Annotated in this window: 22 protein-coding genes and 1 tRNA gene; 9 read left to right on the forward strand and 14 right to left on the reverse strand. The window is 69.9% G+C overall.

The genetic code is table 11. From position 1 onward, the window contains the following. A partial coding sequence (priA, locus tag V7D28_RS01160; protein WP_333585519.1) for a replication restart helicase PriA occupies positions 1 to 1,604 on the forward strand: 1,604 nt, incomplete at its 5' end. Positions 1,605 to 1,634: 30 nt separating this feature from the next. Here the strand turns inward: priA and V7D28_RS01165 are convergent. Then, a complete protein-coding gene (locus V7D28_RS01165) occupies positions 1,635 to 2,912 on the reverse strand; it encodes an MFS transporter (protein ID WP_333585520.1) in 1,278 nt (425 codons plus the stop codon). Further along, positions 2,909 to 3,835 (reverse strand): SDR family oxidoreductase, encoded by a 927-nt coding sequence (locus V7D28_RS01170; RefSeq protein ID WP_333585521.1) that lies wholly within the window; start codon positions 3,833 to 3,835, stop codon positions 2,909 to 2,911. The genes V7D28_RS01165 and V7D28_RS01170 overlap by 4 nt, the downstream gene beginning before the upstream one ends. 181 nt (positions 3,836 to 4,016) lie before the next feature. Here V7D28_RS01170 and V7D28_RS01175 point away from each other — a divergent pair, with 181 nt between their 5' ends. Further along, the gene (locus tag V7D28_RS01175) at positions 4,017 to 4,949 is read left to right on the forward strand and encodes an AraC family transcriptional regulator (protein WP_333585522.1); all 933 of its coding nucleotides are present in this window, start codon (positions 4,017 to 4,019) and stop codon (positions 4,947 to 4,949) included. A gap of 46 nt (positions 4,950 to 4,995) precedes the next feature. Here the strand turns inward: V7D28_RS01175 and V7D28_RS01180 are convergent, their stop codons facing one another. The 3 genes from V7D28_RS01180 to V7D28_RS01190 form a co-directional block, all read right to left on the reverse strand. Further along, complete coding sequence (locus V7D28_RS01180) at positions 4,996 to 5,460, reverse strand: PTS sugar transporter subunit IIA (RefSeq protein ID WP_333585523.1); 465 nt, start codon at positions 5,458 to 5,460, stop codon at positions 4,996 to 4,998. A 75-nt stretch (positions 5,461 to 5,535) separates the two neighbouring features. Beyond that, positions 5,536 to 6,171: a ribosome hibernation-promoting factor, HPF/YfiA family gene (gene hpf, locus V7D28_RS01185; RefSeq protein ID WP_333585567.1), complete on the reverse strand. Its 636-nt coding sequence runs from the start codon at positions 6,169 to 6,171 to the stop codon at positions 5,536 to 5,538. A 40-nt stretch (positions 6,172 to 6,211) separates the two neighbouring features. Then, on the reverse strand, positions 6,212 to 6,835 hold the full coding sequence (locus tag V7D28_RS01190; RefSeq protein WP_333585524.1) for an exopolysaccharide biosynthesis protein: 624 nt from the start codon (positions 6,833 to 6,835) through the stop codon (positions 6,212 to 6,214). A gap of 273 nt (positions 6,836 to 7,108) precedes the next feature. Between V7D28_RS01190 and V7D28_RS01195 the strand changes: the two genes are divergently transcribed. Continuing rightward, entirely contained in the window at positions 7,109 to 8,185 is a 1,077-nt protein-coding gene (locus V7D28_RS01195) for an aspartate-semialdehyde dehydrogenase (protein ID WP_333585525.1), read from the forward strand. Between the two features lie 30 nt (positions 8,186 to 8,215). Here the strand turns inward: V7D28_RS01195 and rpoN are convergent, their stop codons facing one another. After that, entirely contained in the window at positions 8,216 to 9,715 is a 1,500-nt protein-coding gene (gene rpoN, locus V7D28_RS01200; RefSeq protein WP_333585526.1) for an RNA polymerase factor sigma-54, read from the reverse strand. A 292-nt stretch (positions 9,716 to 10,007) separates the two neighbouring features. Between rpoN and V7D28_RS01205 the strand changes: the two genes are divergently transcribed. Then, positions 10,008 to 11,294 carry an O-acetylhomoserine aminocarboxypropyltransferase gene (locus tag V7D28_RS01205; RefSeq protein WP_333585527.1) on the forward strand — a complete coding sequence of 429 codons (1,287 nt, stop codon included), beginning with the start codon at positions 10,008 to 10,010 and terminating at the stop codon, positions 11,292 to 11,294. Between the two features lie 56 nt (positions 11,295 to 11,350). On the opposite strand, the gene lptB is transcribed toward V7D28_RS01205, so the two are convergent. From lptB to V7D28_RS01240, 7 genes are all read right to left on the reverse strand, one after another. Then, the gene (gene lptB, locus V7D28_RS01210) at positions 11,351 to 12,115 is read right to left on the reverse strand and encodes an LPS export ABC transporter ATP-binding protein (protein WP_333585528.1); all 765 of its coding nucleotides are present in this window, start codon (positions 12,113 to 12,115) and stop codon (positions 11,351 to 11,353) included. Between the two features lie 11 nt (positions 12,116 to 12,126). Then, entirely contained in the window at positions 12,127 to 12,708 is a 582-nt protein-coding gene (locus V7D28_RS01215; protein WP_333585529.1) for an LptA/OstA family protein, read from the reverse strand. A 29-nt stretch (positions 12,709 to 12,737) separates the two neighbouring features. Further along, complete coding sequence (gene lptC / locus V7D28_RS01220) at positions 12,738 to 13,358, reverse strand: LPS export ABC transporter periplasmic protein LptC (protein WP_333585530.1); 621 nt, start codon at positions 13,356 to 13,358, stop codon at positions 12,738 to 12,740. Between the two features lie 6 nt (positions 13,359 to 13,364). Continuing rightward, complete coding sequence (locus V7D28_RS01225; RefSeq protein WP_333585531.1) at positions 13,365 to 13,982, reverse strand: ribonuclease D; 618 nt, start codon at positions 13,980 to 13,982, stop codon at positions 13,365 to 13,367. A gap of 352 nt (positions 13,983 to 14,334) precedes the next feature. Then, positions 14,335 to 14,898 carry a T4SS efffector SepA family protein gene (locus V7D28_RS01230; RefSeq protein ID WP_333585532.1) on the reverse strand — a complete coding sequence of 188 codons (564 nt, stop codon included), beginning with the start codon at positions 14,896 to 14,898 and terminating at the stop codon, positions 14,335 to 14,337. A 132-nt stretch (positions 14,899 to 15,030) separates the two neighbouring features. Further along, on the reverse strand, positions 15,031 to 15,666 hold the full coding sequence (locus V7D28_RS01235) for a DUF6538 domain-containing protein (protein ID WP_333585533.1): 636 nt from the start codon (positions 15,664 to 15,666) through the stop codon (positions 15,031 to 15,033). Positions 15,667 to 15,756: 90 nt separating this feature from the next. Beyond that, positions 15,757 to 15,843 (reverse strand) — tRNA-Leu (locus V7D28_RS01240). A 150-nt stretch (positions 15,844 to 15,993) separates the two neighbouring features. Here V7D28_RS01240 and V7D28_RS01245 point away from each other — a divergent pair. After that, complete coding sequence (locus V7D28_RS01245; protein WP_333585534.1) at positions 15,994 to 16,995, forward strand: complex I NDUFA9 subunit family protein; 1,002 nt, start codon at positions 15,994 to 15,996, stop codon at positions 16,993 to 16,995. Here the strand turns inward: V7D28_RS01245 and V7D28_RS01250 are convergent. Then, positions 16,962 to 18,122 (reverse strand): citrate synthase, encoded by a 1,161-nt coding sequence (locus tag V7D28_RS01250; RefSeq protein WP_333585535.1) that lies wholly within the window; start codon positions 18,120 to 18,122, stop codon positions 16,962 to 16,964. The two genes, V7D28_RS01245 and V7D28_RS01250, sit on opposite strands and share 34 nt — an antisense overlap. Positions 18,123 to 18,205: 83 nt before the next feature. On the opposite strand from V7D28_RS01250, the gene V7D28_RS01255 reads away from it, so the two are divergent. The 4 genes from V7D28_RS01255 to queG all read left to right on the forward strand — a co-directional run bounded on the left by V7D28_RS01255 (position 18,206) and on the right by queG (position 22,266). Further along, positions 18,206 to 19,303, forward strand: coding sequence for a citrate synthase/methylcitrate synthase (locus tag V7D28_RS01255; RefSeq protein ID WP_333585536.1), 1,098 nt, complete (start codon positions 18,206 to 18,208; stop codon positions 19,301 to 19,303). Between the two features lie 73 nt (positions 19,304 to 19,376). Then, on the forward strand, positions 19,377 to 20,366 hold the full coding sequence (locus V7D28_RS01260; protein ID WP_333585537.1) for a cation diffusion facilitator family transporter: 990 nt from the start codon (positions 19,377 to 19,379) through the stop codon (positions 20,364 to 20,366). 75 nt (positions 20,367 to 20,441) lie between these two features. After that, entirely contained in the window at positions 20,442 to 21,128 is a 687-nt protein-coding gene (fzlA, locus tag V7D28_RS01265; protein ID WP_333585538.1) for an FtsZ-binding protein FzlA, read from the forward strand. After that, positions 21,109 to 22,266 (forward strand): tRNA epoxyqueuosine(34) reductase QueG, encoded by a 1,158-nt coding sequence (gene queG / locus V7D28_RS01270; protein WP_333585539.1) that lies wholly within the window; start codon positions 21,109 to 21,111, stop codon positions 22,264 to 22,266. Before fzlA ends, queG begins: the two co-directional genes overlap by 20 nt. Positions 22,267 to 22,280: the final 14 nt, after the last annotated feature.

The following is a 22,280-nucleotide window of genomic DNA, read 5'->3' on the forward strand; positions in this document are numbered from 1 at the left end:
ACCCCAGCCAGACCGCGGCGGCCGCAGCGCTCACCGCCATGATGGACGAGGGCGGGTTCCATGTGGCCCTGCTGGACGGGGTGACCGGATCAGGCAAGACCGAGGTCTATCTGGAGGCCGTGGCCCACGCCCTGGCGCAGGACCCGGCGGCCCAGATCCTGGTCCTGCTGCCCGAGATCGCCCTGACCCAGGCGGTGATCGCCAGGTTCGAGGACCGCTTCGGCGTGCGCCCCGGAGAGTGGCATTCCGACGTGGCGCCGCCGGCCCGCCGACGGGTGTGGGAGGCCGTGGCCACCGGCGCCTGCTCCATCGTGGTCGGCGCCCGCTCGGCGCTCTTCCTGCCCTTTACGCGGCTCAAGCTGATCGTGGTGGACGAGGAGCACGACACCTCGTTCAAGCAGGAGGAGGGCTTCATCTACCAGGCCCGGGACCTGGCGGTGGTGCGCGGCAAGATGGAGGCGGCCGCCGTGGTCCTGGCCTCGGCCACCCCGTCTCTGGAGACCCTGCGCAACGCCGAGACCGGCCGCTACCGCTGGCTTCGTCTGGCGGCCCGGCACGGGACCGCCCAGTTGCCCGAGATCGGCCTGGTGGACCTGCGCGAGACGCCGCCGGACAGCGGCCGCTGGCTTTCCCCGCCGCTTGTTTCTGCCATGGCCGAAACCCTGGCGCGGGGGGAGCAGACCCTGCTGTTCCTCAACCGCCGCGGCTATGCGCCGCTGGTCCTCTGCCGGGCCTGCGGGGAACGGCTGACGGCGCCCGACACCGATTCCTGGCTGGTGGAGCACCGCTATTCCGGCCGGCTGGTCTGCCACCTCACCGGCTTCTCCATGCCCAAGCCCAAGGCCTGCCCCCACTGCGGGGCGGTCGACAGCCTGGTCTCCATCGGGCCGGGGGTGGAGCGGGTGGAGGAAGAGGCGCGCAGCCTGTTCCCGGAGGCGAGGGTCGCGGTCTTCTCGTCCGACACCGTCTTCGACGCCCGCGAGGCCCGGCGGCTGGTGGAGTCCATGGCCGCGGGCGAGATCGACATACTGGTGGCCACCCAGGCTGCGGCCAAGGGGCACAACTTCCCCAACCTGACCCTGGTGGGCGTGGTGGACGCCGACCTTGGCCTGCGCGGGGGCGATCTTCGGGCCGCCGAGCGGACCTATCAGCTGCTGGCCCAGGCCACCGGCCGCGCCGGGCGGCGGGATCGGCCAGGCCGCGCCCTGTTGCAGACCTATGCCCCCGACCATGCGGTGATGCAGGCCCTGGCCGCCCAGGATCGGGACGCCTTCGTCGCCGCCGAGATGGAGGCCCGCGAACTGGCCGGCCTGCCGCCCTTCGGCCGCCTGGCCGCCCTGATCCTCAGCAGCGAGAACGCCCAGGCCCTGGAACAGGCGGGCCGCGACTTGGCCGCCGCCGCGCCCAATGCCGAAGGGGTGGAGATCTATGGTCCGGCCGATGCGCCCCTGGCCCTGGTGCGCGGCCGCAGGCGCAAGCGCTTCCTGGTCCGGGCCGACCGCAATGTGGACCTGCCGGCCTATCTGGCCGCCTGGCGGGCGCGGGTGAAGACCCCCGCCGCCGTGCGCCTGGTCATCGATATCGATCCCTACAGCTTTCTCTGAGCGCAGCCCTGTTCAGCCTGATCGTCCCGGTTAGAGCCCGGCACGGGCCTCTGAGGGCGCCGAGATCCGGCGGCTGGCGGCCAGCGTCGCCAGGCCGGTCAGGAGGCTGGCGATCGGAACGATGAGCAGGCCAAGCCCCAGGGTGTTGGTCATTCCGGCGGCCGCCGCCCCATCGCTGATGACGCCGACCAGGACGGGACCGAGCGCCGGACCCAGCAGGCCCGAGGCGATCAGCATCAGGCTGGTGGCCAGGGCCTGGCGGCCAGGACCCGCCACCAGATGGGCGACCCCGAACGCCCAGGGCAGCAAGAGGGCGAAGGCGAACATGGTCGGCATGAAAAGCAGGATCGACATCCAACCCGCCGGCGCGAACAGGGCCGCCGCCGTGATCGGCGCTGCGATCAGCAGCAGCCAGCCGGGCGGATCGATAAGCCGTCGCCGGCCGGACCGCAGGGTCCAGTCAAACCCCCTGCCGCCCAGGAGCGCGCCGACCACGCCGAGGCCGCCCTGGAGCAGGCCGAAGGAGAGACCGACCTCCCCGGCGCTCAGGCCATGGGTGCGGATCAGGAACGGCGCTGAAAAGGCGTAGAAGGGGACAGATGCAAAGCCGATCGCCAGGGCCGCCAGGATCAGGCCGCGGAATCCCGGCGCGGTCGCCAGCCGAAGGGCGTCGGCCAGCATGGGGCGGCGATCGGCCTCCGCGCGCGGCAGGGCCGGGGTGGGTCGTATGATCCGCCAGGCCAGCAGGAAGGCGATCGCGCCCAGGGCGCCGGCGCCGATCAGCGCCGTTCTCCAGCCGACGGTGTCGGCCATGGCGCCGCCGACGGCGAAGCCCACCATGGTCCCCAAGGGAATACCCATGGAAAATAGGCCCAGCGCCAGGCCTCGCCGTTCGGGCCGCACCTGTCGGGCGATCAGGGCGTGGCCGGCCGGCATGCCGCCGGCCTCGCCGAAAGCCACGCCGAAGCGTGTGAGCGCAAGCAGGAGAAAGCTGGCGGCGAACCCGCCGAGCGCGGTCATGGCGCTCCAGACCAGCAGACATCCCAAGAGGACGAGCCGCGGCGATCCCCGGTCGGCCAGCCTAGCCAGCGGCAGGGACAGGAGCGTGTAGCAGACGGCGAAGGCCGCGCCGGTGAGCAGGCCGATCTGGGTGTCGCTGAGCCCCAGATCGGCCTTGATGGCCTCGGCCAGGATGAAGGGCAGGATGCGGTCGATCTGGCTGATGGCGCTGATCAGCATCAGGGTCCCCAGCAGGGCCGCGAGCCGCCAGCCGGACACGAAGTCCATGGGAGTCGAAGGCGCGGTCATGAGCGCACCTCGAACCGCAGGCCGGTCAGGTCCTGGGCCAAGCGCCACAGGCGAACGCAGGCCTCCACGTCCTGCGCAGGTCGCGGGACCCGCGCCGGGGCGGGAAAACCGTTCAGTTCGGCCCGGCCGTCAGGACCGTAATAGCCGCCGCCTTGCGCCTCCGGCGCGGTGGCGGCGAACAATTGCGGCAAGGCGCCTTGCGGCACAGGCTGGAACATGAACCACAGCATGGCGCGCATGACCCGGCGCAGGCCGCCCGGTCCGCCGGGCGTATTGTACAGGAGGCCCGTGCGCGACACGCCGGGATGGGCGGCGATGCTGGCGATCCCCCAGCCTTGCGTCTGGCTCCGCCTTTGCAGTTCCAGGGCGAACATCAGGCAGGCGAGCTTGGACTGGGCATAGACCGGCATGGGGCGATAGCCGCGACGGGCCTGGAGGTCGTCGAAGTCGATGGCGCCCCCGCGGGCGGCGATGCTGGACACGGTCACCACCCGGGCTTGTCCGGCGTTCACCAGCAGGGGCAGCAGGCGGGCCGTCAGCGCGAAGTGACCGAGGTAGTTGGTCCCGAACTGAATCTCGAACCCGTCCTCGGTCTCCATCCGCCGCTGGGGCGTCATCACCCCGGCATTGTTGATGAGCAGGTCCAGCCCGTCGGTCTGGCTGCGCAGCCGATCGGCGAAGCCCGCGACGGAGGCGAGGCTTCCCAGGTCGAGGGATTCAAACCTCACCGACGCCTGCGGCGTTTCGGAGAGGATGCGGGCGACGGCTTCTGCGCCCTTGGTCGCGTTGCGGCTGGCCATGACCACATGGGCGCCGGCCCGGGCGAGCTCTCGGGCGGTTTCGAACCCCAGGCCGGCGGCGCCGGTCACGACGGCGGTCTTGCCGTGCTGGGATGGAATATCGGCTGCGGTCCAGCGGCTCATGGGGAAGCTCCAGTCTGTGACCGCCGCAAGGGGAGGACGGGCGGTCGCCAGCGCTCAGACTTGGCCAGGGAAGCGAGATTGCGAATGTCGGATGCCCCGCGATTTTTGCCTGAAACTCCAAGCCGCCTTGTGGGCCGCTGGGCAAGGGCGTAGCCCTTGAGGACCCAGGAAGGAGCGCCCCATGACCAGCCCTCTGACGCACGCCATCGCCGCAGTCCTTGACCGCGCAGGGGTCGAGAACGGCGGAATCGAGACGCAGGTCCCGGGGCTGCGGCTGATCCGCACCTATGGCTGCGTTCCCCCCCGGCACATGACCTACCGCCCGTCCCTTTGTCTGATCGCCCAGGCGGCCAAGCGGGTCATGGTGGGCGACAGCACGCTCGTCTATGGCCACATGCAGTCCCTGGTGATCACCGTGGAGGTCCCCGTCCTCAGCGAGATCATCGAGGCCACCCCGGAAAAGCCCTTCATCGGCGCCACCCTGGCGCTGGACCCTGACATCATCCTGGACGTGGTCACCCGCATGGAGGCGGCCGCGCGCCCGAAAGGGCCCGCAGGCCTGGGACTGGTGGTCGCCGATGTGGACGAACGCATCGCAGCGGCCATGCTGCGCCTGATCGAACTGGTGGAGCAGCCGGCCGCCGTGGAAATCCTCTATCCCGGCGTCATGCGCGAGATCGTCTATTGGCTGCTGACCGGCAGGGCTTCGGCCAATGTGGCCCGCATGGTTCTGCCCGAAGGCTCCCCCCAGAAAATCGCCGTGGCCATCCATCACCTGCGGGAGCACTTTGACGCACCGCTGAGCGTGGCCGACCTGGCGGGGCTGGCCGGGATGAGCCCCTCGGCCTTTCATCAGCACTTCAAGGCGCTGACCTCGATGTCGCCGCTTCAGTACCAGAAGCATCTTCGCCTGCTGGAGGCGCGTCGGCGCATGTTGACCGAAGGCGAACGGGCTGGGGACGCCGCCTTCTCGGTGGGCTATGAAAGCGTCTCCCAGTTCAGTCGGGAATATGCCCGCATGTTCGGCGCGCCCCCGCGCCGGGAAACCCAGAGGGCGCGCGAGAACCTGTCGGGCGCCTTCGCCGCCGCGGTTCCGATGGCTGAGGCCCTCTAGAATCCACTGAAGCGCCCGCCCGTCACCGGACGAAGATCGCTGGGGCTCAGGCCGCCGAGGGGGTGACGTCCTGGATCAGCAGGGCGTGGAGCGCGTCGGGCGTGGGGGCGGCGCGCAGATGCTCGCGCAGCTGGGGGTTGCGCAGCATGCGCGAAACCCGGGCCAGGGCGCGCAGATGCTCGGTCCCCGCCTCCAGCGGGGCCAGCAGGGCGAAGATCAGGTCGGCGGGCTGGTCGTCGATGGAGCCGAACTCCACCGGCTGGTCCACCCGCAGGAAGACGCCGCGAATCCGGTCCAGGCCGTCAATGCGGGCATGGGGCACGGCCACGCCGTGGCCGATGCCCGTGGAGCCGGCGGCCTCGCGCTCGCTGAGGCCGTCCAGCACCTTGCCGGCGTCCAACCCGAAGTTCCGGGCCGCCAGCTCGGCGATGTGCGCCAGAATCTGGCGCTTGTCTGTCGCGCTGACGCGCAGCGCGATCGCGCCGCGGTCAAGGAGATCGCCGATCTGCATGCGTGCTTCAGAACGCCTGTTCTACAAATGCCGAACCTTGCGCGAAGCCGCTGGTGAGCCGGAACGGTGGCGGACCTAAGCCGCGCCGAGGCTTCCGTTCCCGTTCACCGATTTCGTGCGTTCGGGGTCAATCCAGCCGATATTCCCGTCGGGCCGGCGATATACCACGGACAAACCGCCGTGAGCGGCGTTCCTAAACACGATTGTTTGAGTTCCCGTCAAGTCCAGCTCCGTGACCGCCATGGAAACGGTCATGGTGCGAATGGCCTTCTCGGTTTCGGCGATGACCATGGCCGCGGGGGCGTCGTCGGCGGCGGCTTCGGCCTCGTCGTCCCAGTCGGATTCGTCCTCGCCCTCGGGCGCGCGCAGAACGAAATAGGAGGCGGTCTCGGCCTGCTTGGCCAGGGCCTGCTGGTGATGATCCTTCAGCCGTCGCTTGTAGCGGCGCACCCGGGTCTCGATCTTCTGCAGGGCGGCGTCAAAGGCCGAGTGGGCGTCGGAGCCCAGGCCGTGACTCTGCAACTGCTGACCCGTGGCGAGCGTGAGCGCGCAGTCGACCTTGAAGGCGTGGCCCTCTCGGCTGACCACGACGTCGGCGCCGCCGCCTTCGCGATCAATATATTTGCCAATGCTTGTGGTGAGTTCGTCAGAGACCCGCTGACGCAGGGCCTCTCCGACATCGACATGTTTGCCGGTGACTTGGACTTGCATAGCACCATGAACGCGCCGGCGCCCGGTTGGTGTCAAGACTTCAGACGCCGGAGATGATCTGCATCAAAAGCCTGTGGATGACCCCGATCGCCACCCCCAGAACCCCCAGGCTGAACACCGCCACCGCATAGCCGGCGAGCGCCAGGACCCCGTCCCGCTGGATCAGCGCCATGCCGAACAGGCTGATGGCGGCGGCCGGCAACAGGTTTCCGCCGGGGATGGGCAGCATCAGGATCACCGCCAGAAGGGTGCAGACGAGGCCGATCAGCCGGTCACCCACCGGGCCGAACAGAAAGGTGAGCCTGGCCCTCGACACATGTTCGATCCGCTCCACCCAAGGCAGGAGGGCTTTGAACACCCCCCTCAGCCGGCCCATGTCGAACCGCTGCTGGCGCAGGGTCGCCGGCAGCCAGGGGGTCTTCACGCCGGCGGCCAGTTGCGGGGTGAAGAGGGCCAGGGGCAGGCCCAGCAGGGTGGAAGAGCCTGGCGGCAGCGGCAGGAGATTGGGGCCGGCGAACACGAACAGCAGCGCGCCGAAGGCCCGGCGGCCGAAGCGGGAAAGCACCTGGCCCAGGGTCTCCTGCGCATGGGATTCGTCGCACAGATCCCGCAGGATGTCCGACAGGCGCAGACGATGTTCGGTGGGGGCGGGCGACGGGTCCATGGGCCACAGCCCTAATCCCGTCGCCAGCTCCGGTGCAATCTGGCGTCGTCCCCAGGCTTTACTTTGCGCGCTCAGGGGCGTATCGGCCCAGCCATGCTGCATCTGGCCGCCATGACCATGATTATTAAAACCGCCGCGCCTCGGGGCGCGGGGGTTCGGTCGCGGCTGCTTCACGCCAGCTGACCACCCCTGCCAGACCCCGCCGGACGGACGGGGTCGCTGGATGGAACAGGGAACCTCGCCTCCGGATCGCCAATCCCCGGAGACGTCCCCATGAGCCTCGATCTTCTCGACCCCCAGCCCGCCGCCGCCGAAGGCCTGCGCCCGCGCGCCCTTGATGTCGCCGTGGTGGGCGCCACCGGCGCGGTGGGCGCCGAACTGCTCGCCTGCCTGGAGCGGCGGAACTTCCCTGTGGGCCGCCTGCGCCTGCTGGCCTCCCCCCGCTCGGCGGGCCAGACCCTCAGCTTCCGCGGCGCGCCGGTGACGGTGGAGGTTCTGGATCAGGACAGCTTCCAGGGCGTGGACCTGGCGCTGTTCTCCGCCGGGGCCTCGGTCTCCCGGGCCTATGCGCCGCTGGCCCTGGCGGCCGGCGCCTGGGTGGTGGACAACTCCTCGGCCTTCCGCGCCGACGAGGCCGTGCCCCTGGTGGTGCCGGAGGTGAATGGCCACAGGCTGGGCGACCAGGCTGGCCGGCTGGTGGCCAATCCCAACTGCGTGGCGGCCATCGCCTCGGTGGCCCTGGCCCCCCTCCATGCCCGCCGCCTGGTGGTGCGGATCATCGGCGCCACCTATCAGGCGGCGTCTGGCGCGGGCGCTGCTGCCATGGCCGAGCTTCAGGAGGCCACCGCCGCGGCCGTGGCGGGCCAGGACTATCCGCCCCAGGTCATGGCCCATCCCTACGCCTTCAACCTGTTCAGCCATGACGCCGCCGTCGATCCCGAAAGCGGCTACAACGGCGAGGAGCTGAAGGTGATGGCCGAACTGCGCCGCCTGCTGGCCGCCCCCGACCTGCCGGCCAGCTTCACCTGCATCCGGGTGCCGGTCCTGCGGGCCCACGCCATGGCGCTGACCGTGCGGTTCGCCGAGCCGGTCAGCGTCGAGGAGGCCCGCGCCTGGCTGGCCGAGGCGCCGGGGGTCCGCCTGGTGGACGACCGGGCGGCCAATCACTTCCCCATGCCCAACGAGGCCAGCGGAGCCGACGAGGTGCTGGTGGGCCGCATCCGCACCGACCTGTCCGATCCGTCGGGCCGCAGCCTGTCGTTGTTCGTGGCGGGCGATCAGCTCTTGAAGGGCGCGGCGCTCAACGCCGTGCAGATCGCCGAGGCCCTGGTGCGCAGCGGCGCGATCTGAGAACCGGCGAGGCCGGCGTCCGCGCCGGCCTCAGACGGCTTCCTTGAGCATGCGGCGACGTTCCACCGAAGAGGGGATGCGCATGGCCTCCCGATACTTGGCCACCGTGCGGCGGGCGATGTCCACGCCAGCCTCTTTCAGGATCTCCACGATCCGGTCGTCGGAATGCACCTCTGCGCCCCCCTGCTCGGCGTCGATGAGCTGACGGATGCGGTGGCGCACGCTCTCGGCGGAGTGGGCCTCCCCGCCGGCCGAGGAGGCGATGGCGGAGGTGAAGAAGAATTTCAGCTCGAACAGGCCCCGGGGCGTGGCCACGTACTTGTTGGCCGTCACCCGGCTGACGGTGGATTCGTGCATGCCGATGGCCTCGGCCACGGTCTTCAGGTTCAGGGGCCGCAGATGCTCCACCCCATAGGCCAGGAAGCCGTCCTGCTGGCGAACGATCTCGCTGGCGACCTTCAGAATCGTCTTGGCCCGCTGGTCGAGGCTGCGCACCAGCCAGTTGGCGCTGGCCAGGCAGTCGGCGACGAAGGTCTTTTCCTGGTCGCTGCGCGACCCGCCGGCCACCTTGGCGTGATAGCGCTGGTCCACCAGCACCCGGGGCAGGGTGTCGGTGTTCAGCTCCACCAGCCAGAGCCCGCCGGGGCCTTCGCGCACGAAGACGTCCGGGGCAACCGGCTGGCTGGGCTCTCCGCCGAAGGCCGCGCCGGGGCGCGGCGTCAGGGCGCGCAGCTCGGCCACCATGTCGCGCAGGTCTTCCTCGTCCACCCCGCAGACCCGGCGCAGGGCGGCCATGTCACGGCGGGCCAGAAGGTCGAGATTGTCCAGCAGGGCCATCATGGCCGGATCACAGCGGTCCCGGTCCTGGAGCTGAAGCATCAGGCATTCGCGCACGTCGCGGGCGAAGACTCCCACCGGCTCCAGCCCCTGCAGGCGCCCCAGCACCGCCTCCACCCGATCGACCCCGCAGCCCAGGCGCTCGGCGGTCTCGGCCAGGTCCAGGCGCAGATAGCCGCCCTCGTCCACCCCGTCGATCAGCACGCCGGCGAGGGCCAGGTCCGGGCCTGAGAGGCCCAGCAGGGCCGCCTGATCGGTCAGATGTTCGGCCAAGGTCTTTTCGTGGGCGGCCAGGGCGTCCATCCCGTCGCCGTCGCCTTCGAATCCGCCGCCCTTGCCCGCCTTCGACCAGTCGATGGCGCCGCCAGCCTCGCCGGCCTCCGAATCGCCTGTGGCCCGCTCCCCGGGGGAGGCCTCGTCATGGGCGGCGTCCAAGTCGGACTGGGCCTGGCCGGCGGCCACTTCGTCCAGGGCCGCCTCGGCGCGGGCCTCGCCCCCCTCGGCCTCGGGCGGCGCGGGCGGTTCGGCCTCGCCCTCGTCGCGGGCGAGCAGGGGATTGCGCTCCAGCTCGGCCTCCACATAGGCCTCGAGCTCGAGATTCGACAGCTGCAGCAGCTTGATGGCCTGCTGCAGCTGGGGGGTGATGACCAGCCCCTGTCCCTGCCGGATCTCGAGTCGCGCGCTGAGCGCCAAGGCTTAGCCCTCCTGGCCTGCTTCTTGCTTGACGAAGCTAGAGGGCGATCCCCACCGATTGGTTAACTGCGGCCCATCGCCGTGACTGACGGCGCCCGTGGGCGGTTTCGCCGCGCCCTTACGACATGCTAGGCCGCTTTCCCACCGAGAGACGCTTGAGCGCGTTCCGATAAGTGGGAACCGGTTATCGGATCGAAGCGCGCTCAAGTCTTTGAGTTCAGAGCCTGACTCAACGATCAGACGGTTCCGTCTGATCGCATCAGGCTCCAACGTCCATAAGGGAAAACGCTCCATGTCCGACACTGCGAACCTGCGCCCCGAAACCCTGGTGATTCACGCCGGCGCCGCCCCCGATCCGGTGACCAAGGCCCGCGTCACCCCGATCTATCAGACCACATCCTACGTTTTCGACGACGCCGACCACGCTGCGGCCCTGTTCAATCTGGAGGCCGCCGGCAACATCTATTCGCGCCTGGGCAATCCCACGGCCGGCGTCCTGGAAGCCCGGCTGGCGGCCCTGGAGGGCGGCGCCGCGGCCCTGGCGGTGGCCAGCGGCCACGCCGCCCAGCTGCTGGCCTTCCACACCCTGATGGAGCCCGGCTGCAACATCGTGGCCTCGCGCAAGCTCTATGGCGGCTCCATCACCCAGCTCAGCCAGAGCTTCAAGCGCATGGGTTGGGGGGTGACCTTCGTCGAGGAGATGGAGCCCGCAGCCTTCGCCCGGGCCATCAACGACAAGACCCGGGCGGTCTTTATCGAGTCCATCGCCAATCCCGGCGGGGTAGTGATGGACATCGCCGGCATCGCGGAGGCCGCCCACGCGGCCGGCGTGCCCCTGGTGGTCGACAACACCCTGGCCACCCCCTACCTCTGCCGGCCCATGGACCATGGCGCCGACATCGTCCTGCACTCCCTGACCAAGTTCCTGGGCGGGCACGGCAATTCCATCGGCGGGGCGATCGTGGACTCCGGCCGGTTCGACTGGAAGACCGGCGGCAAGTGGCCCAACCTGACCGCGCCCAATCCCGCCTATCACGGCAAGGTGTTCAGCGAAGCCTTCGGCCCCGTGGCCTTCATCGTCGGCTGCCGGGCCATCGGCCTGCGCGACCTGGGTCCGGCCATCTCGCCCTTCAACGCCTTCATGATCCTGACGGGAATGGAGACCCTGGCCCTGCGCATGGAGCGCCATGTGGCCAACGCCCAGAAGGTGGCCGAGTGGCTCAAGGCCCACGAGAAGGTGGCCTGGGTCTCCTATGCCGGCCTGCCGGACGACCCCAGCCACGCCCGGGCCCAGCGCTTCGCCCCCAAGGGCGCAGGGGCGGTGTTCACCTTCGGCCTCAAGGGCGGCTACGAGGCCGGCGTGAAGCTGGTCAGCGAGGTGAAGCTCTTCTCCCACCTGGCCAATATCGGCGACACCCGCAGCCTGATCATCCACCCGGCCTCGACCACGCACCGTCAACTGGAGGAGGCCGATCAGATCGGGGCCGGCGCGGGACCCGACGTGATTCGCCTGTCGGTGGGCCTGGAGCATGTGGACGACATCATCGCCGACCTGGACCAGGCCCTGGCGGGGATCTGACGTCTCGGGGGCGGTCGCCACGCGGCCGCCCTCATCCTTCCCGTCGCGCCGGAGGCTCAGCCCCCGAACCGGTCGCCCAGATAGACCCGGCGGACCTCGGCGTTCTCGACGATCTCGTGGGGATTGCCCTCGAAGAGCACCTCGCCCGCATGGATGATCGAGGCGCGGTCGATGATGTCCAGAGTCTCGCGGACATTGTGGTCGGTGATCAGAATGCCGATGCCCCGGCCCTTGAGATAGGTGATCACTTCGCGGATGTCGGAGATGGCCAGGGGGTCGATGCCGGCGAAAGGCTCGTCCAGCAGCATGAAGGACGGCTCGCTGGCGAGCGCCCGGGCGATCTCCACCCGCCGCCGCTCGCCGCCGGACAGGGAGATGGCCGGGGCGTCGCGCAGGTGCTCGATATGCAGCTCCTGCAGAAGCTGCTCCACCGTCTCGCGGGCCTTGGCGCCGTCCCGCTGGCGCAGTTCCACCACGGCCATGACATTCTGGCCCACGGTCATGCCGCGGAAGATCGAGGTTTCCTGCGGCAGATAGCCCAGGCCCATGCGGGCGCGCTGGTACATCGGCTGGGCGGTGATGTTCTCGCCGTCCAGATAGATGGCGCCATAGTCGGCGGCCACCAGGCCGGTGATCATGTAGAAGCAGGTGGTCTTGCCCGCCCCGTTGGGACCCAGCAGGCCCGCCACCTCGCCCCGGGCCAGCCGCAGGGAGACGCCCTTGACCACCGGTCGGCCGCGATAGGACTTGCCGATATTATCGACCACCAGCCCGTCGCCCGTCCGGGCGTGGGGGGACGGCGCCTGGGCCTCGACCTGCACCTGCGCCTCCGTCAACGCTTGGCCGCCGGCTGGGCCTGGTTGGGGTAGAAGACTCCGCGCACCCGGCCCGAGGCGCCGGTTCCCCGGGCGGCGGTCTCCATGCGCGCCTGGCCCGTGGCGACATTGATCACCAGCCGTTGGCCGCGAAGGACGTTCTGGCCCTGGGCGGCCACCACGTCGCCGGTCATGGTGATGGTCTGGCTGGCGGCCTCATAGACCGCGGCGTTGGCCCGCACCCGCTGCTGGGGCGTGACGTAATAGACCGGACCCTCGGCCTCCATCCGGTCCAGGTCGCCGCAGCTGGGCTCGGCGCCGGCGCGGGCGGGGCGGGCCGCCGCATAGCGGATGCGCAGCACGCTGGCGCGCAACCGGGAGCTGTCCTGCAGGGCCTCGGCCGAGCCGCGCCAGATGGCCAGGCACTGGCTGTTGATCACCTCAAGCTCATCGGCGGTGATGTCCACCGGGGCGTTGGAGCCGCCGGCCAGCTGGGCCTTGGCGGGGCCGGCCGCGCCCCAGCCGACCAGACCGGCCAGCACCAGCGCTGCGGCCAGTTTCGCCGCGGCGGGACCCGCGGCCGGGCGGGGAAGATGCATCGCAGAAGCTCTCATTGTCGCCCGCAGCCTCACTTCGGATTGATGCGGCCGCGAACGCCGCCCTTGAAGACCATGCGCTCGCCCCGGTCGTACACGCCATAGGACCTTGCATTGATTTCGCCAAGCGGCCCGGCGCCGGTGATCAGGCCTTCGCCCTCCAGGACCCCCGTGGCGGTGTCGAAGATGGCGCTGGCCGTATCGAAAGCCGCGTCCCGCTCGTCCAGCCGCACGTCGCCCTGCAACCGCAGGCGCCCGTCGCCCTCATGATAGACGCCAGACGCCGCCGACAGGCGCAAGGGGCTCATGCCGTCCTCGTCCAGCACCAGGGCCGGGCGGTCCAGCACCACCCTCTGATAGTCGGCCTCGTCGCGCACGGCGCTCTGGGCGGTGATGACGAAGGCGCGGCCCTGTTCGTCCCGGCCCAGAAAGCGCGGATTGACCAGACGGATGGGGGCGTCGGCCTCCGCCGGCCGCTCCGGGGGATCGACCAGGCTGCGATAGATCACCATTCCGCCCAGGCTCAGCACAATGGCGGCGATGACGAGCGGCAGCACGACCCGCAGTCGCCGGATCAGCCGCGAGCGCCGACGCCAGCGGGCCATGGCCCGGGCGTGGTCGGCGGCGGCGGTGTCCAGGGCGAAGGCGGTCATGGCCCGTCACATATGGGCGAAAATATCGGCGTCCTCCCAGCCGGCCACGTCCAGCAGGGCGCGGTGGGGGAGGAAGTCGAAACAGGCCTGGGCCAGTTCGGTGCGACCCTCCCGGGCCAGCATGGCGTCCAGCTTCGCCCGCACCGCATGCAGGTGAAGGACGTCGGAGGCGGCATAGGCCAGCTGGTCGTCGCTCAGCTTGTCAGCGCCCCAGTCGGAGCTCTGCTGGGCCTTGGACAGGTCGACGCCCGCCAGCTCACGGGTCACGTCCTTCAGCCCATGCCGGTCCGTATAGGTCCGGGCCAGCTTCGAGGCGATCTTGGTGCAATAGACGGGCGTGGTCACCACCCCCAGATGGAGATGGAACATGGCGATGTCGAACCGCCCGAAGTGAAAGATCTTGGTGATCGCCGGATCGACCAGCAGGGCCTTGAGGTTGGGCGCCTCATAGGTGGCTCGGTCGAGCTGCACCATGTGGGCGTTCCCGTCCCCGGCCGACAGCTGGACGAGACACAGGGGGTCGCGCCCCAGGCGCAGGCCCATGGTCTCCGAATCCACCGCCACCGCGGCGACGCCGTCGAACAGTCCGGCGGGCAGGTCGCCCTTGTGAAGGAAGTTGGCCAAGTCCGCTTGCTCCGCACCTGACGCAGCGACAGCTGCGTTCGGTTCTGACTACCCTACGGGGGAGCGAAAGACGACCACCCCGCGACTTCGAGAGAGGGGTGGTGCCCAGGAGAGGACTAGCCCTACCGCCGCGTAGGCTATTGTTTTTCCTTGGGTTTCCCCGACCACTGTGCACCCGTGTGTCCTAGGCCTGTGCCCAGGCGCTCGTTCCTACACCCCGCGCCTGCTCCGGGCAATCGGCGGACAGGCTGTATCTCCGGCCGACCGGCGCTCTCCGCGACCTCAATCGTTTGGCTGGTTTCACATTGAGTTTGGGTGGAAGGGTAACGCTACCGGTATTGCCCCCACCGCATCACTGCCCAGAACGAAGCACACCCGTCCGGCCCGGATATTGAGCTTTGGGGTTTTGGCGCCACCAGAACTCAACCTTTACCGGAATGTTCCACTTCTTGGCGAGACGATCTACTTCCTTCCAAGCATCTACCGCCGACTGTCCTTGGATCGAGATGCCAAGGTCGGAATGATAAGTGAAACCTTCATCCTCGTAGCGTTTCGCCTTTGCGGGGATGTTCAATTCTCGCACGAGCTTTTCACCGTCAAACCCCTTCGCCTTAACTTGAGCGATCGTTGCCAGCAGGATGCTCCGCCACCGTGGGCTCTGAATGGATTTGCCGTTCACCGACGCTGCCAGCGGCTTGGTGAACGTGAGACCGGGTGCGCTATCAAACTCCATCGCACCAGTGCTGGTCCTTGCGGTAACGACTTCAGGCTCATCATCGCGCTCGATGCCAAGTTCTTCCATCGCGTCTCGCACAATGCGGTCGATGGTTTCTCCGGGCGTCTTCGTTCCAAACCACCTTTTGAGCGCGCTCAAATCGTCGAAGGTGGCGTCGTTGATCCTAATCACAGGCATCATTTTGTTCTCCCGCGGCGACCGCAGAAAGAATGTTACATATTTCATGCCCGCCTTCAAGAGGAATATGTAACATATTCTGGGCGACGGTGGTAGGCGTTCACCCTCCCGCTCCCCCCATAGGCCGCGATGAGGTTATCCAGCGTCTTGGCTGCCGGCTCGGTGCGCCCGCCCGGCTCGGCCGCCTTCAGCTCCTCCAGGATCGGGTCGGCGGGCTTGCGCCCGAACTCGCCCCGCATCTTGGCCCAGGGCCGTCTCCTCAAGGGCGATCCAGGCGCGCATCAGGGTCTGGCACAGGAGCCCGAAGGACGGGTCCTCGCGGTCCACATTGAGCCCGGCGCGGGTCAGCAGGCCGTCCACGATGGGGTGGAGAGCGAAGTAGTCCCCCTCGCCCAGCTGGACGCGCCTGCGTGCGAGCTGTTCGTGCTTCTGCTCCAGGAGCGCGCTCCGGGCACGTCGCTCCTGGGGATCGTTGGTGCTGGGCTGAAAGGCGCTCTGCGCCTGCTCGAACCAGCGCGACACCAGCAGGGTGATCTCGCCAGCCCCCAGCGGACGCGGCTTGGCTTCAAGCTGTCGCGCCTTGGCCTTCTGGACGCGCGCCTGAAACTCTTGGAGCGCGCCGGGCAGCCTCAGGATCGCTTCGGCGCGACTATCGGTGCCTAGCGACTTCTTGAACGCGCCACCGCCGAGCGTCCCCCAGACCTCCTTGGGCCAGCGGATGCGGCAATACCAACGGCTACCGATCTGAATGAGATACTGGGTGTTCTTCACTGCAAACGCTTCCCTGTGTGTGCCAGCCTTGTGTGCCGGGGGTCAGGGAAACCTGAGGAAAATCAATCAGAACAACCACCTACCCAACGGTGGTGCCCAGGAGAGGACTCGAACCTCCACGGCCGTTAAGCCACTGGCACCTGAAGCCAGCGCGTCTACCAATTCCGCCACCTGGGCCCGTCCGTCGGATCGGGAGGCGGGACTACTAGGGAAAAGCCAGACGGGCGTCAACGGACCTTTTTGCAGTTCTTGCGACTTCGATTGCGAGGGGCCGCCGCATCGTCTATCCGGGCGGCTCTGGGACTTGAAGAAAAGCGGGCTGCGGCAATGCAGGATCTGGTCACCGTCTTCGGCGGATCGGGCTTCGTGGGACGTCAGGTGACCCGGGCCCTGGCCCGGGCCGGCTATCGCGTCCGGGTGGCGGTGCGCCGCCCCCATCTGGCCAACGACCTGAAGCTGGCCGGCGATGTGGGCCAGATCCAGATCGTCCAGGCCAATATCCGCAATCCCGACTCCGTCGCCCGCGCCCTGGAAGGCGCCAGCGCGGCGGTCAATCTGGTGGGCGTCCTCTATGAGAACGGCCGCCAGAAGTTCATGAGCCTGCACACCCAGGGCGCACGCAACATCGCCGAGGCGGCCCGCCAAGCGGGGATCGGCCGCATGGTCCAGGTTTCGGCCATCGGCGCCGATCCCCAGGGCGCGGCCAAGTACGCCCGCACCAAGGCCGAGGGCGAAGCCGCTGTCCGCGAAATCCTGCCCGAGGCGGTGATCCTGCGGCCCTCCATCATCTTCGGACCGGGCGACGGCTTCTTCAACCGGTTCGCCAGCATGGCCGTGCTCTCGCCGGCCCTGCCCCTGATCGGCGGCGGCCATACCCGCTTCCAGCCGGTCTTTGTGGGCGATGTGGCCCGCGCCGTGGCCAAGGCGGTGAGCGATCCGGCCTGCGCCGGCCAGACCTATGAGCTGGGCGGTCCGGCCATCCTGTCCTTCCGCGAGGTGATGGAACTGGTGCTCGAGGAAACCCAGCGCCGCCGCTTCCTGGCCCCCCTGCCCTTCCCGCTCGCCGGGCTCGTCGGCAAGGTCGGCGACCTGATTTCGGCGACGCCCTTCCCGCCGCCGCTCACCAGCGATCAGGTGGCCCAGCTCAAGGTGGACAATGTGGCCGACCCCGCCCTGCCGGGGCTCGAGGCCCTGGGCGTGCGGCCGACCCCCCTGCACGCGGTGGTGGGCTCCTATCTCTACCGCTATCGCAAGGGCGGCCAGTTCGCCCAGCCGCCGGTCCTGGACGAACCGGCTCAGGCCGACGCCGCCGGGCGCATCCCGGCATAGCGCGCCCGCGGCCGGATAAGGCCGCCGCCCTGCCCCTGTTCGATGGCGTGGGCGATCCAGCCTGCGCAGCGTCCCACCGCAAAGAGGGCGAAGGGCGCCTGGGCCGGCAGGCCCAGGGCCTCGGCCAGGGCGACGAGGGCGAAATCCACATTGGCCGCCTGGCCGGTGGCCGCCTCCACAGTCACGCGCAGCCGCGCCAGGGCGGGCGGCGGGTCGAACACTTCCAGCAGGGCCGCGGCGCGGGGATCGCCGTTCGGATAGAGGTTGTGGCCGAAGCCCGGCAGGCGCTGGTCCTGGGCCAGCCGCTCGGCCAGGGCCTGTTCGGCGCCCAGCCGCCGGGCGTCGTCGGCCAGGCGGCGCATGGCCTCGCCAGCGCCCCCGTGCCGGGGTCCGGACAGGGCCGACAGACCCGCGAGCGCGCTGGCCGCCAATGAGGCCCCCGTCGAGGCCGCCACCCGGGCGGCGAAGGTGGAGGGATTAAGCTCATGATCAGCCAGCAGGACCAGGGCCCGCCGGATCAGATCGGCTGACTTGCGGTCGGCGCCGCAGCCCCAGGCCAGGGCCAGGCGCTCATGGATGGCGCCGGAGGCCGAGACTCCGGCCACGGCGTCGCACATGACGTCCAGCAGGGTGGCCGCCTCCACGGCCAGGGCCAGGGGATGGCGGCCGATGGCGGGCGGATCGACGCCGGCCCGCTGCGCCAGGGCCAGGAAGGCGCGGGCGGCCAGGGTGTCGCCCTGCGGCGGCTCTCCCCGCTCGGCGCGTTTCAGCGCCGCCCCGTCCCCGCCCCGCAGCAGACGGGCCACGGCCTCCAGGGTCTGGTCCTTCGCCAGGACCGTCGCGTCCCGGCCCCGGTAATAGAGGCGGCCGCCCTCCACCGTGGTGATGGCCGAGTCCAGCACCGGCTCGCCCCAGGCGATGGCCCCGGCGGCCACGGCGGCGGGCTTGCGGCTGCGGCTGCGGCGCTCGGCCAGGACGTCCAGGTCGGCGGCGCGATAAAGGCTGCGACGGGGGTCCGCCGGATCGGCGCGCATCGAGACCCGCCCCCGGCTGACATAGGCATAGAGGGTCTGGGGCCTGACCCCCAGCCGCGCGCAGGCGGCCTGTCGCGTGATCCAATCCGGCATTTATATTGATTATATTGATCAAGATTGACCGTCAAATGGTGCGTCGCAACATGATCTCTCGAAAGTTCGCAACGGAGGTTCTCATGGCAGCGCAATCCCCATCCCCCGACGGCCTCGAAGGGGTCGTGGCCGCCCACACGGTGCTGTCGGAGGTGGACGGCCAGGCCGGCCGACTGATCATCCGCGGCTGCTCCTTGGACGATCTGGCTGGACGGACCAGCTTCGAAGCGCTGACCGGCCTGCTGTTCGACGGCTTCTTCCCCGACCTGCCCGAAGATCTCACCCCCGCCCTGGGGCAGGCCCGCGCCGAGGTGTTCGCCCAGGTGGCCCATCTGGACGCCGACCTGGCGACCCGCACGCCCGTCGAGGCGGTTCGCGCGCTCATGGCCCGGCTGGAGGACGGCGACGACCTGGCCACGGCGCTCAGGCTGGTGGCGGCGCCGGCGGTGTTCACCCCGGCGGTGGTGCGCGTCCAGGCGGGTCAGACGCCCCTGGCGCCGGATCCGGAGGCCGGCCATGCCGCCGACATCCTGCACATGTTGCACGGCGCGCCGGCCAGGCCCGAGGAGGTCGCGGGCCTGGACACCTATCTGGTGACGGTCAGCGACCATGGCCTGAACGCGTCGACCTTCGCCGCCCGGGTGGTGGCCTCGACCCGGGCGGGCCTCACCTCGGCGGCCCTGGCGGGCCTGAGCGCGCTGAAGGGTCCGCTGCACGGGGGCGCCCCTGGCCCGGTCATCGAGATGCTGGATGAGATCGGCGCCCCGCAGAACGCCCGGGCCTGGATCGAGGCCGCGCTCGCCCGCAAGGAGCGCCTGATGGGCTTTGGCCACCGCATCTACCGGGTGCGCGACCCCCGGGCTGACGCCCTGAAGGGACCGGTGCGCGCGCTCGCCGCCGCCACGGGCGGGGGCCGCGTCGCCTTCGCCGAGGCCGTGGAGGCCGCCGCCCTGGACATTCTGAAGGCCCACAAGCCCGACCGGCCCCTGGACACCAATGTGGAATTCTACACCGCCCTGCTGCTGGAGGCCCTGGCCTTCCCGCCCAGCGCCTTCACATGCGTCTTCGCCATGGGGCGGGTCGCCGGCTGGATGGCCCATGCCCGCGAGCAGATCGCCGGCGGACGCCTGATCCGGCCCCAGTCGGTCTATGTGGGCCCGGTTCCCCGTCAGGCCGCCTGAGGGCGAGACCTGCTCCAGAGTCCTGGAGCACGATCTGATTTCGCCAGGTCCGATCGTGCTCTAGGCTCGCCCCATGACCGCCGCCGACCCTCTGGCCCCTGCGCCTGCGGCCCCCGCTCCGCTGACCCCGGCGGAGGCCGCCCGCCTGACCCGCCGCATCACCCTGATGTCGGTGGGCGTGGCCCTGGTGCTGGTGGCCCTGAAGGCCGGCGCCTGGGCCATGAGCGGATCGGTGGCGGTGCTGGCCTCCCTGGCCGATTCGGCCATCGACCTCGTGGCCTCCCTCACCACCCTGTTCGCCGTGCGTTACGCCGCCACCCCGCCCGACGCCGAGCACCGCTTCGGCCATGGCAAGGCCGAGGCCTTCGCCGCCCTGATGCAGGCCGGCCTGGTCTTCGCCTCGGCCGCCCTGGTGGGGCGTGAGGCCATCGGCCGGCTGATCTCTCCCGAGCCCATGGCCGCCGGGGGCTGGGCCATGGGGGTGATGGCGGTCTCCATCCTGCTCACCTCCGGCCTCGTCTACGCCCAGACCCAGGTGCTCAAGAAGGCGCGATCGGTGGCCGTCACCGGCGACCGGGCGCACTATCTTTCGGACCTCGGCTCCAACCTGGCGGCGCTGATCGGCGTGGCCGGGGCCTTCCTGCTGGGGATCGTCTGGCTGGACGCGGCCGCGGGCCTGGTGGTCTGCCTGCTGCTGCTGTGGGCCGCCATCGGCGTCCTGCGGGAAGCCGCCGACCAGCTGATGGACCACGAACTGCCGCCGCAGGACCGCGCCGAGATCGTGGCCCTGGTGCTCAAGGACCCCCAGGTGAGCGACGTCCACCAGCTGCGGACGCGGGCATCGGGCCCCTATGTGCACATCCAGATGCATCTGGACCTTGACCCCGCCCTGACCCTGGAGGCGGCCCACGGCATCATCCTGGAGGCCGAGCAGCGCCTGCTGGCGCGCTATCCCGCCGCCGACATCCTGATCCATGCCGATCCGCGCGGGCGGGCGGGTCCCCACGCCGGGGCCTTCAGCGGGCGGCATGACGCCGCAGATCGCCCCCTGGAGGGTTCGTAAACGCGACCTTAAGACGGCCGGGCGCTTAAGCTGATTCCCTCGTCCCAACCGGCCGTCCGCGGCCAGAAACCGGCCATGAGCGTCGAACGCACCCTTTATCACTTCCCGCTGGACCCGGCCTCGCGGCAGGTTCGCCTGGCGCTCGGCGAAAAGCGCCTGGTGTTCGAGGATGTGGTGGTCCGCTACTGGGAGCAGCCCGAGGTCCTGGCCGAGCTCAATCCCTCGGGCCTGACCCCGGTGCTGGTGGAGACCTCGCCCGAGGGCCGGCTGGTCCTGTGCGAGAGCCGGGCCATCCTCGACCATCTGGAAGAACGCTATCCCGAGCCGCCGCTGCTGGGGCGCGAGGCCGCCGACCGGGCCGAAGCGCGCCGCCTGCTGCAATGGTTCGACCGCAAGTTCGACTACGAGGTGGGCTCCTTCCTGCTGCACGAGAAGATGGAGAAGCGGCTGCTGCGCATGGGCGCCCCGGATCTGGCGGCCCTGCGGCGGGGACGCGAGGCTTTGCGCCACCACCTGGCCTATCTCGCCCACCTGCTGGCCGAGCGCGACTGGCTGGCCGGCCGGCGGCTGAGCCTGGCCGATTTCGCAGGCGCGGCGCACCTGTCGGTGATCGACTATTTCGGCGATGTGCCCTGGCGCGACTTCTCCACCGTCAAGACGTGGTACATGACGGTGAAGTCCCGGCCGGCCTTCCGCCCGCTGCTCGCCGACCGATGGCCGGGGCTCGCGCCCGCGGCCCATTATGACGACCTCGACTTCTGACCCGACGCCCGCCTCGACCAAGGTCTCGCCCGAGACATTGATCCGCCAGGAGGCCCTGCGCCTGGGCTTCGATGACTGCCGCCTGGCCCGCGCGGACCAGCCCTGGGCGGCGGGCGAGCGTCTGTTCGACTTCATCGCCAAGGGCCGGCACGGCCAGATGAGCTGGATGGAGACCACCGCAGAACGCCGCGCCCACCCCCAGGCCATGTGGCCCGGCGCCCGCTCGGCCGTCCTCCTGGGGATGAACTACGGCCCCGATCACGACCCCCGGGCCGTGCTCGACCATCCCGACCGGGGCGCGATCTCGGTCTACGCCCAGGGGTCGGACTATCACGAGGTGATCAAGAAGCGGCTGAAGCAACTGGCCGGCTGGATGGTCCAGCGGTTCGGCGGCGAGGTGAAGGTCTTCGTCGACACCGCCCCCCTGCTGGAAAAGCCCCTTGCCGAAGCCGCCGGCCTGGGCTGGCAGGGCAAGCACACCAATCTGGTCTCGCGTCAGTTCGGCTCGTGGCTGTTCATCGGCTCGGTCCTGACCTCCCTGGATCTCGCCGCCGACCCGCCAGGCGAGGACGCCTGCGGATCCTGCCGCGCCTGCCAGGACGCCTGCCCCACCCAGGCCTTTCCCGCCCCCTATCAGCTCGATGCCCGGCGCTGCATCTCCTATCTGACCATCGAGCTGTCCGGTCCCATCCCGCAGGCGTTCCGCCAGGCCCTGGGCAACCGCATCTATGGCTGCGACGACTGCCTGGCCGTCTGCCCCTGGAACAAGTTCGCCCAGAGCGGCCGCGAGGCGAAGCTGGCCGCCCGCGAGGCGCTCAAGGCGCCGCGCCTGGCCGACCTGGCGGCCCTGGACGATGCGGGCTTCCGCGCCCTCTTCACCCAGAGCCCGGTCAAGCGCCTGGGGCGTGACCGGTTCGTGCGCAACGTGCTCTACGCCGTCGGCAACAGCGCCGATCCCCAGATGGCCCCGGTGGCGCGCCAGCGGCTGGAGGACTCAGCCCCCGTGGTCCGCGGCGCCGCGGTCTGGGCGCTGTCGCAGCTCGTTTCCCCCGAGGCCTTCGCCGCCGAGCGGAGCCGCGCCCTGGCCGTCGAGACCGACCCCCAGGTGCGCGCCGAGTGGGACGCGGCGGCCCTCTGAACGGTCCTCTGACC

The organism is Phenylobacterium sp. (assembly GCF_036723115.1).
Classification (GTDB): domain Bacteria; phylum Pseudomonadota; class Alphaproteobacteria; order Caulobacterales; family Caulobacteraceae; genus Phenylobacterium.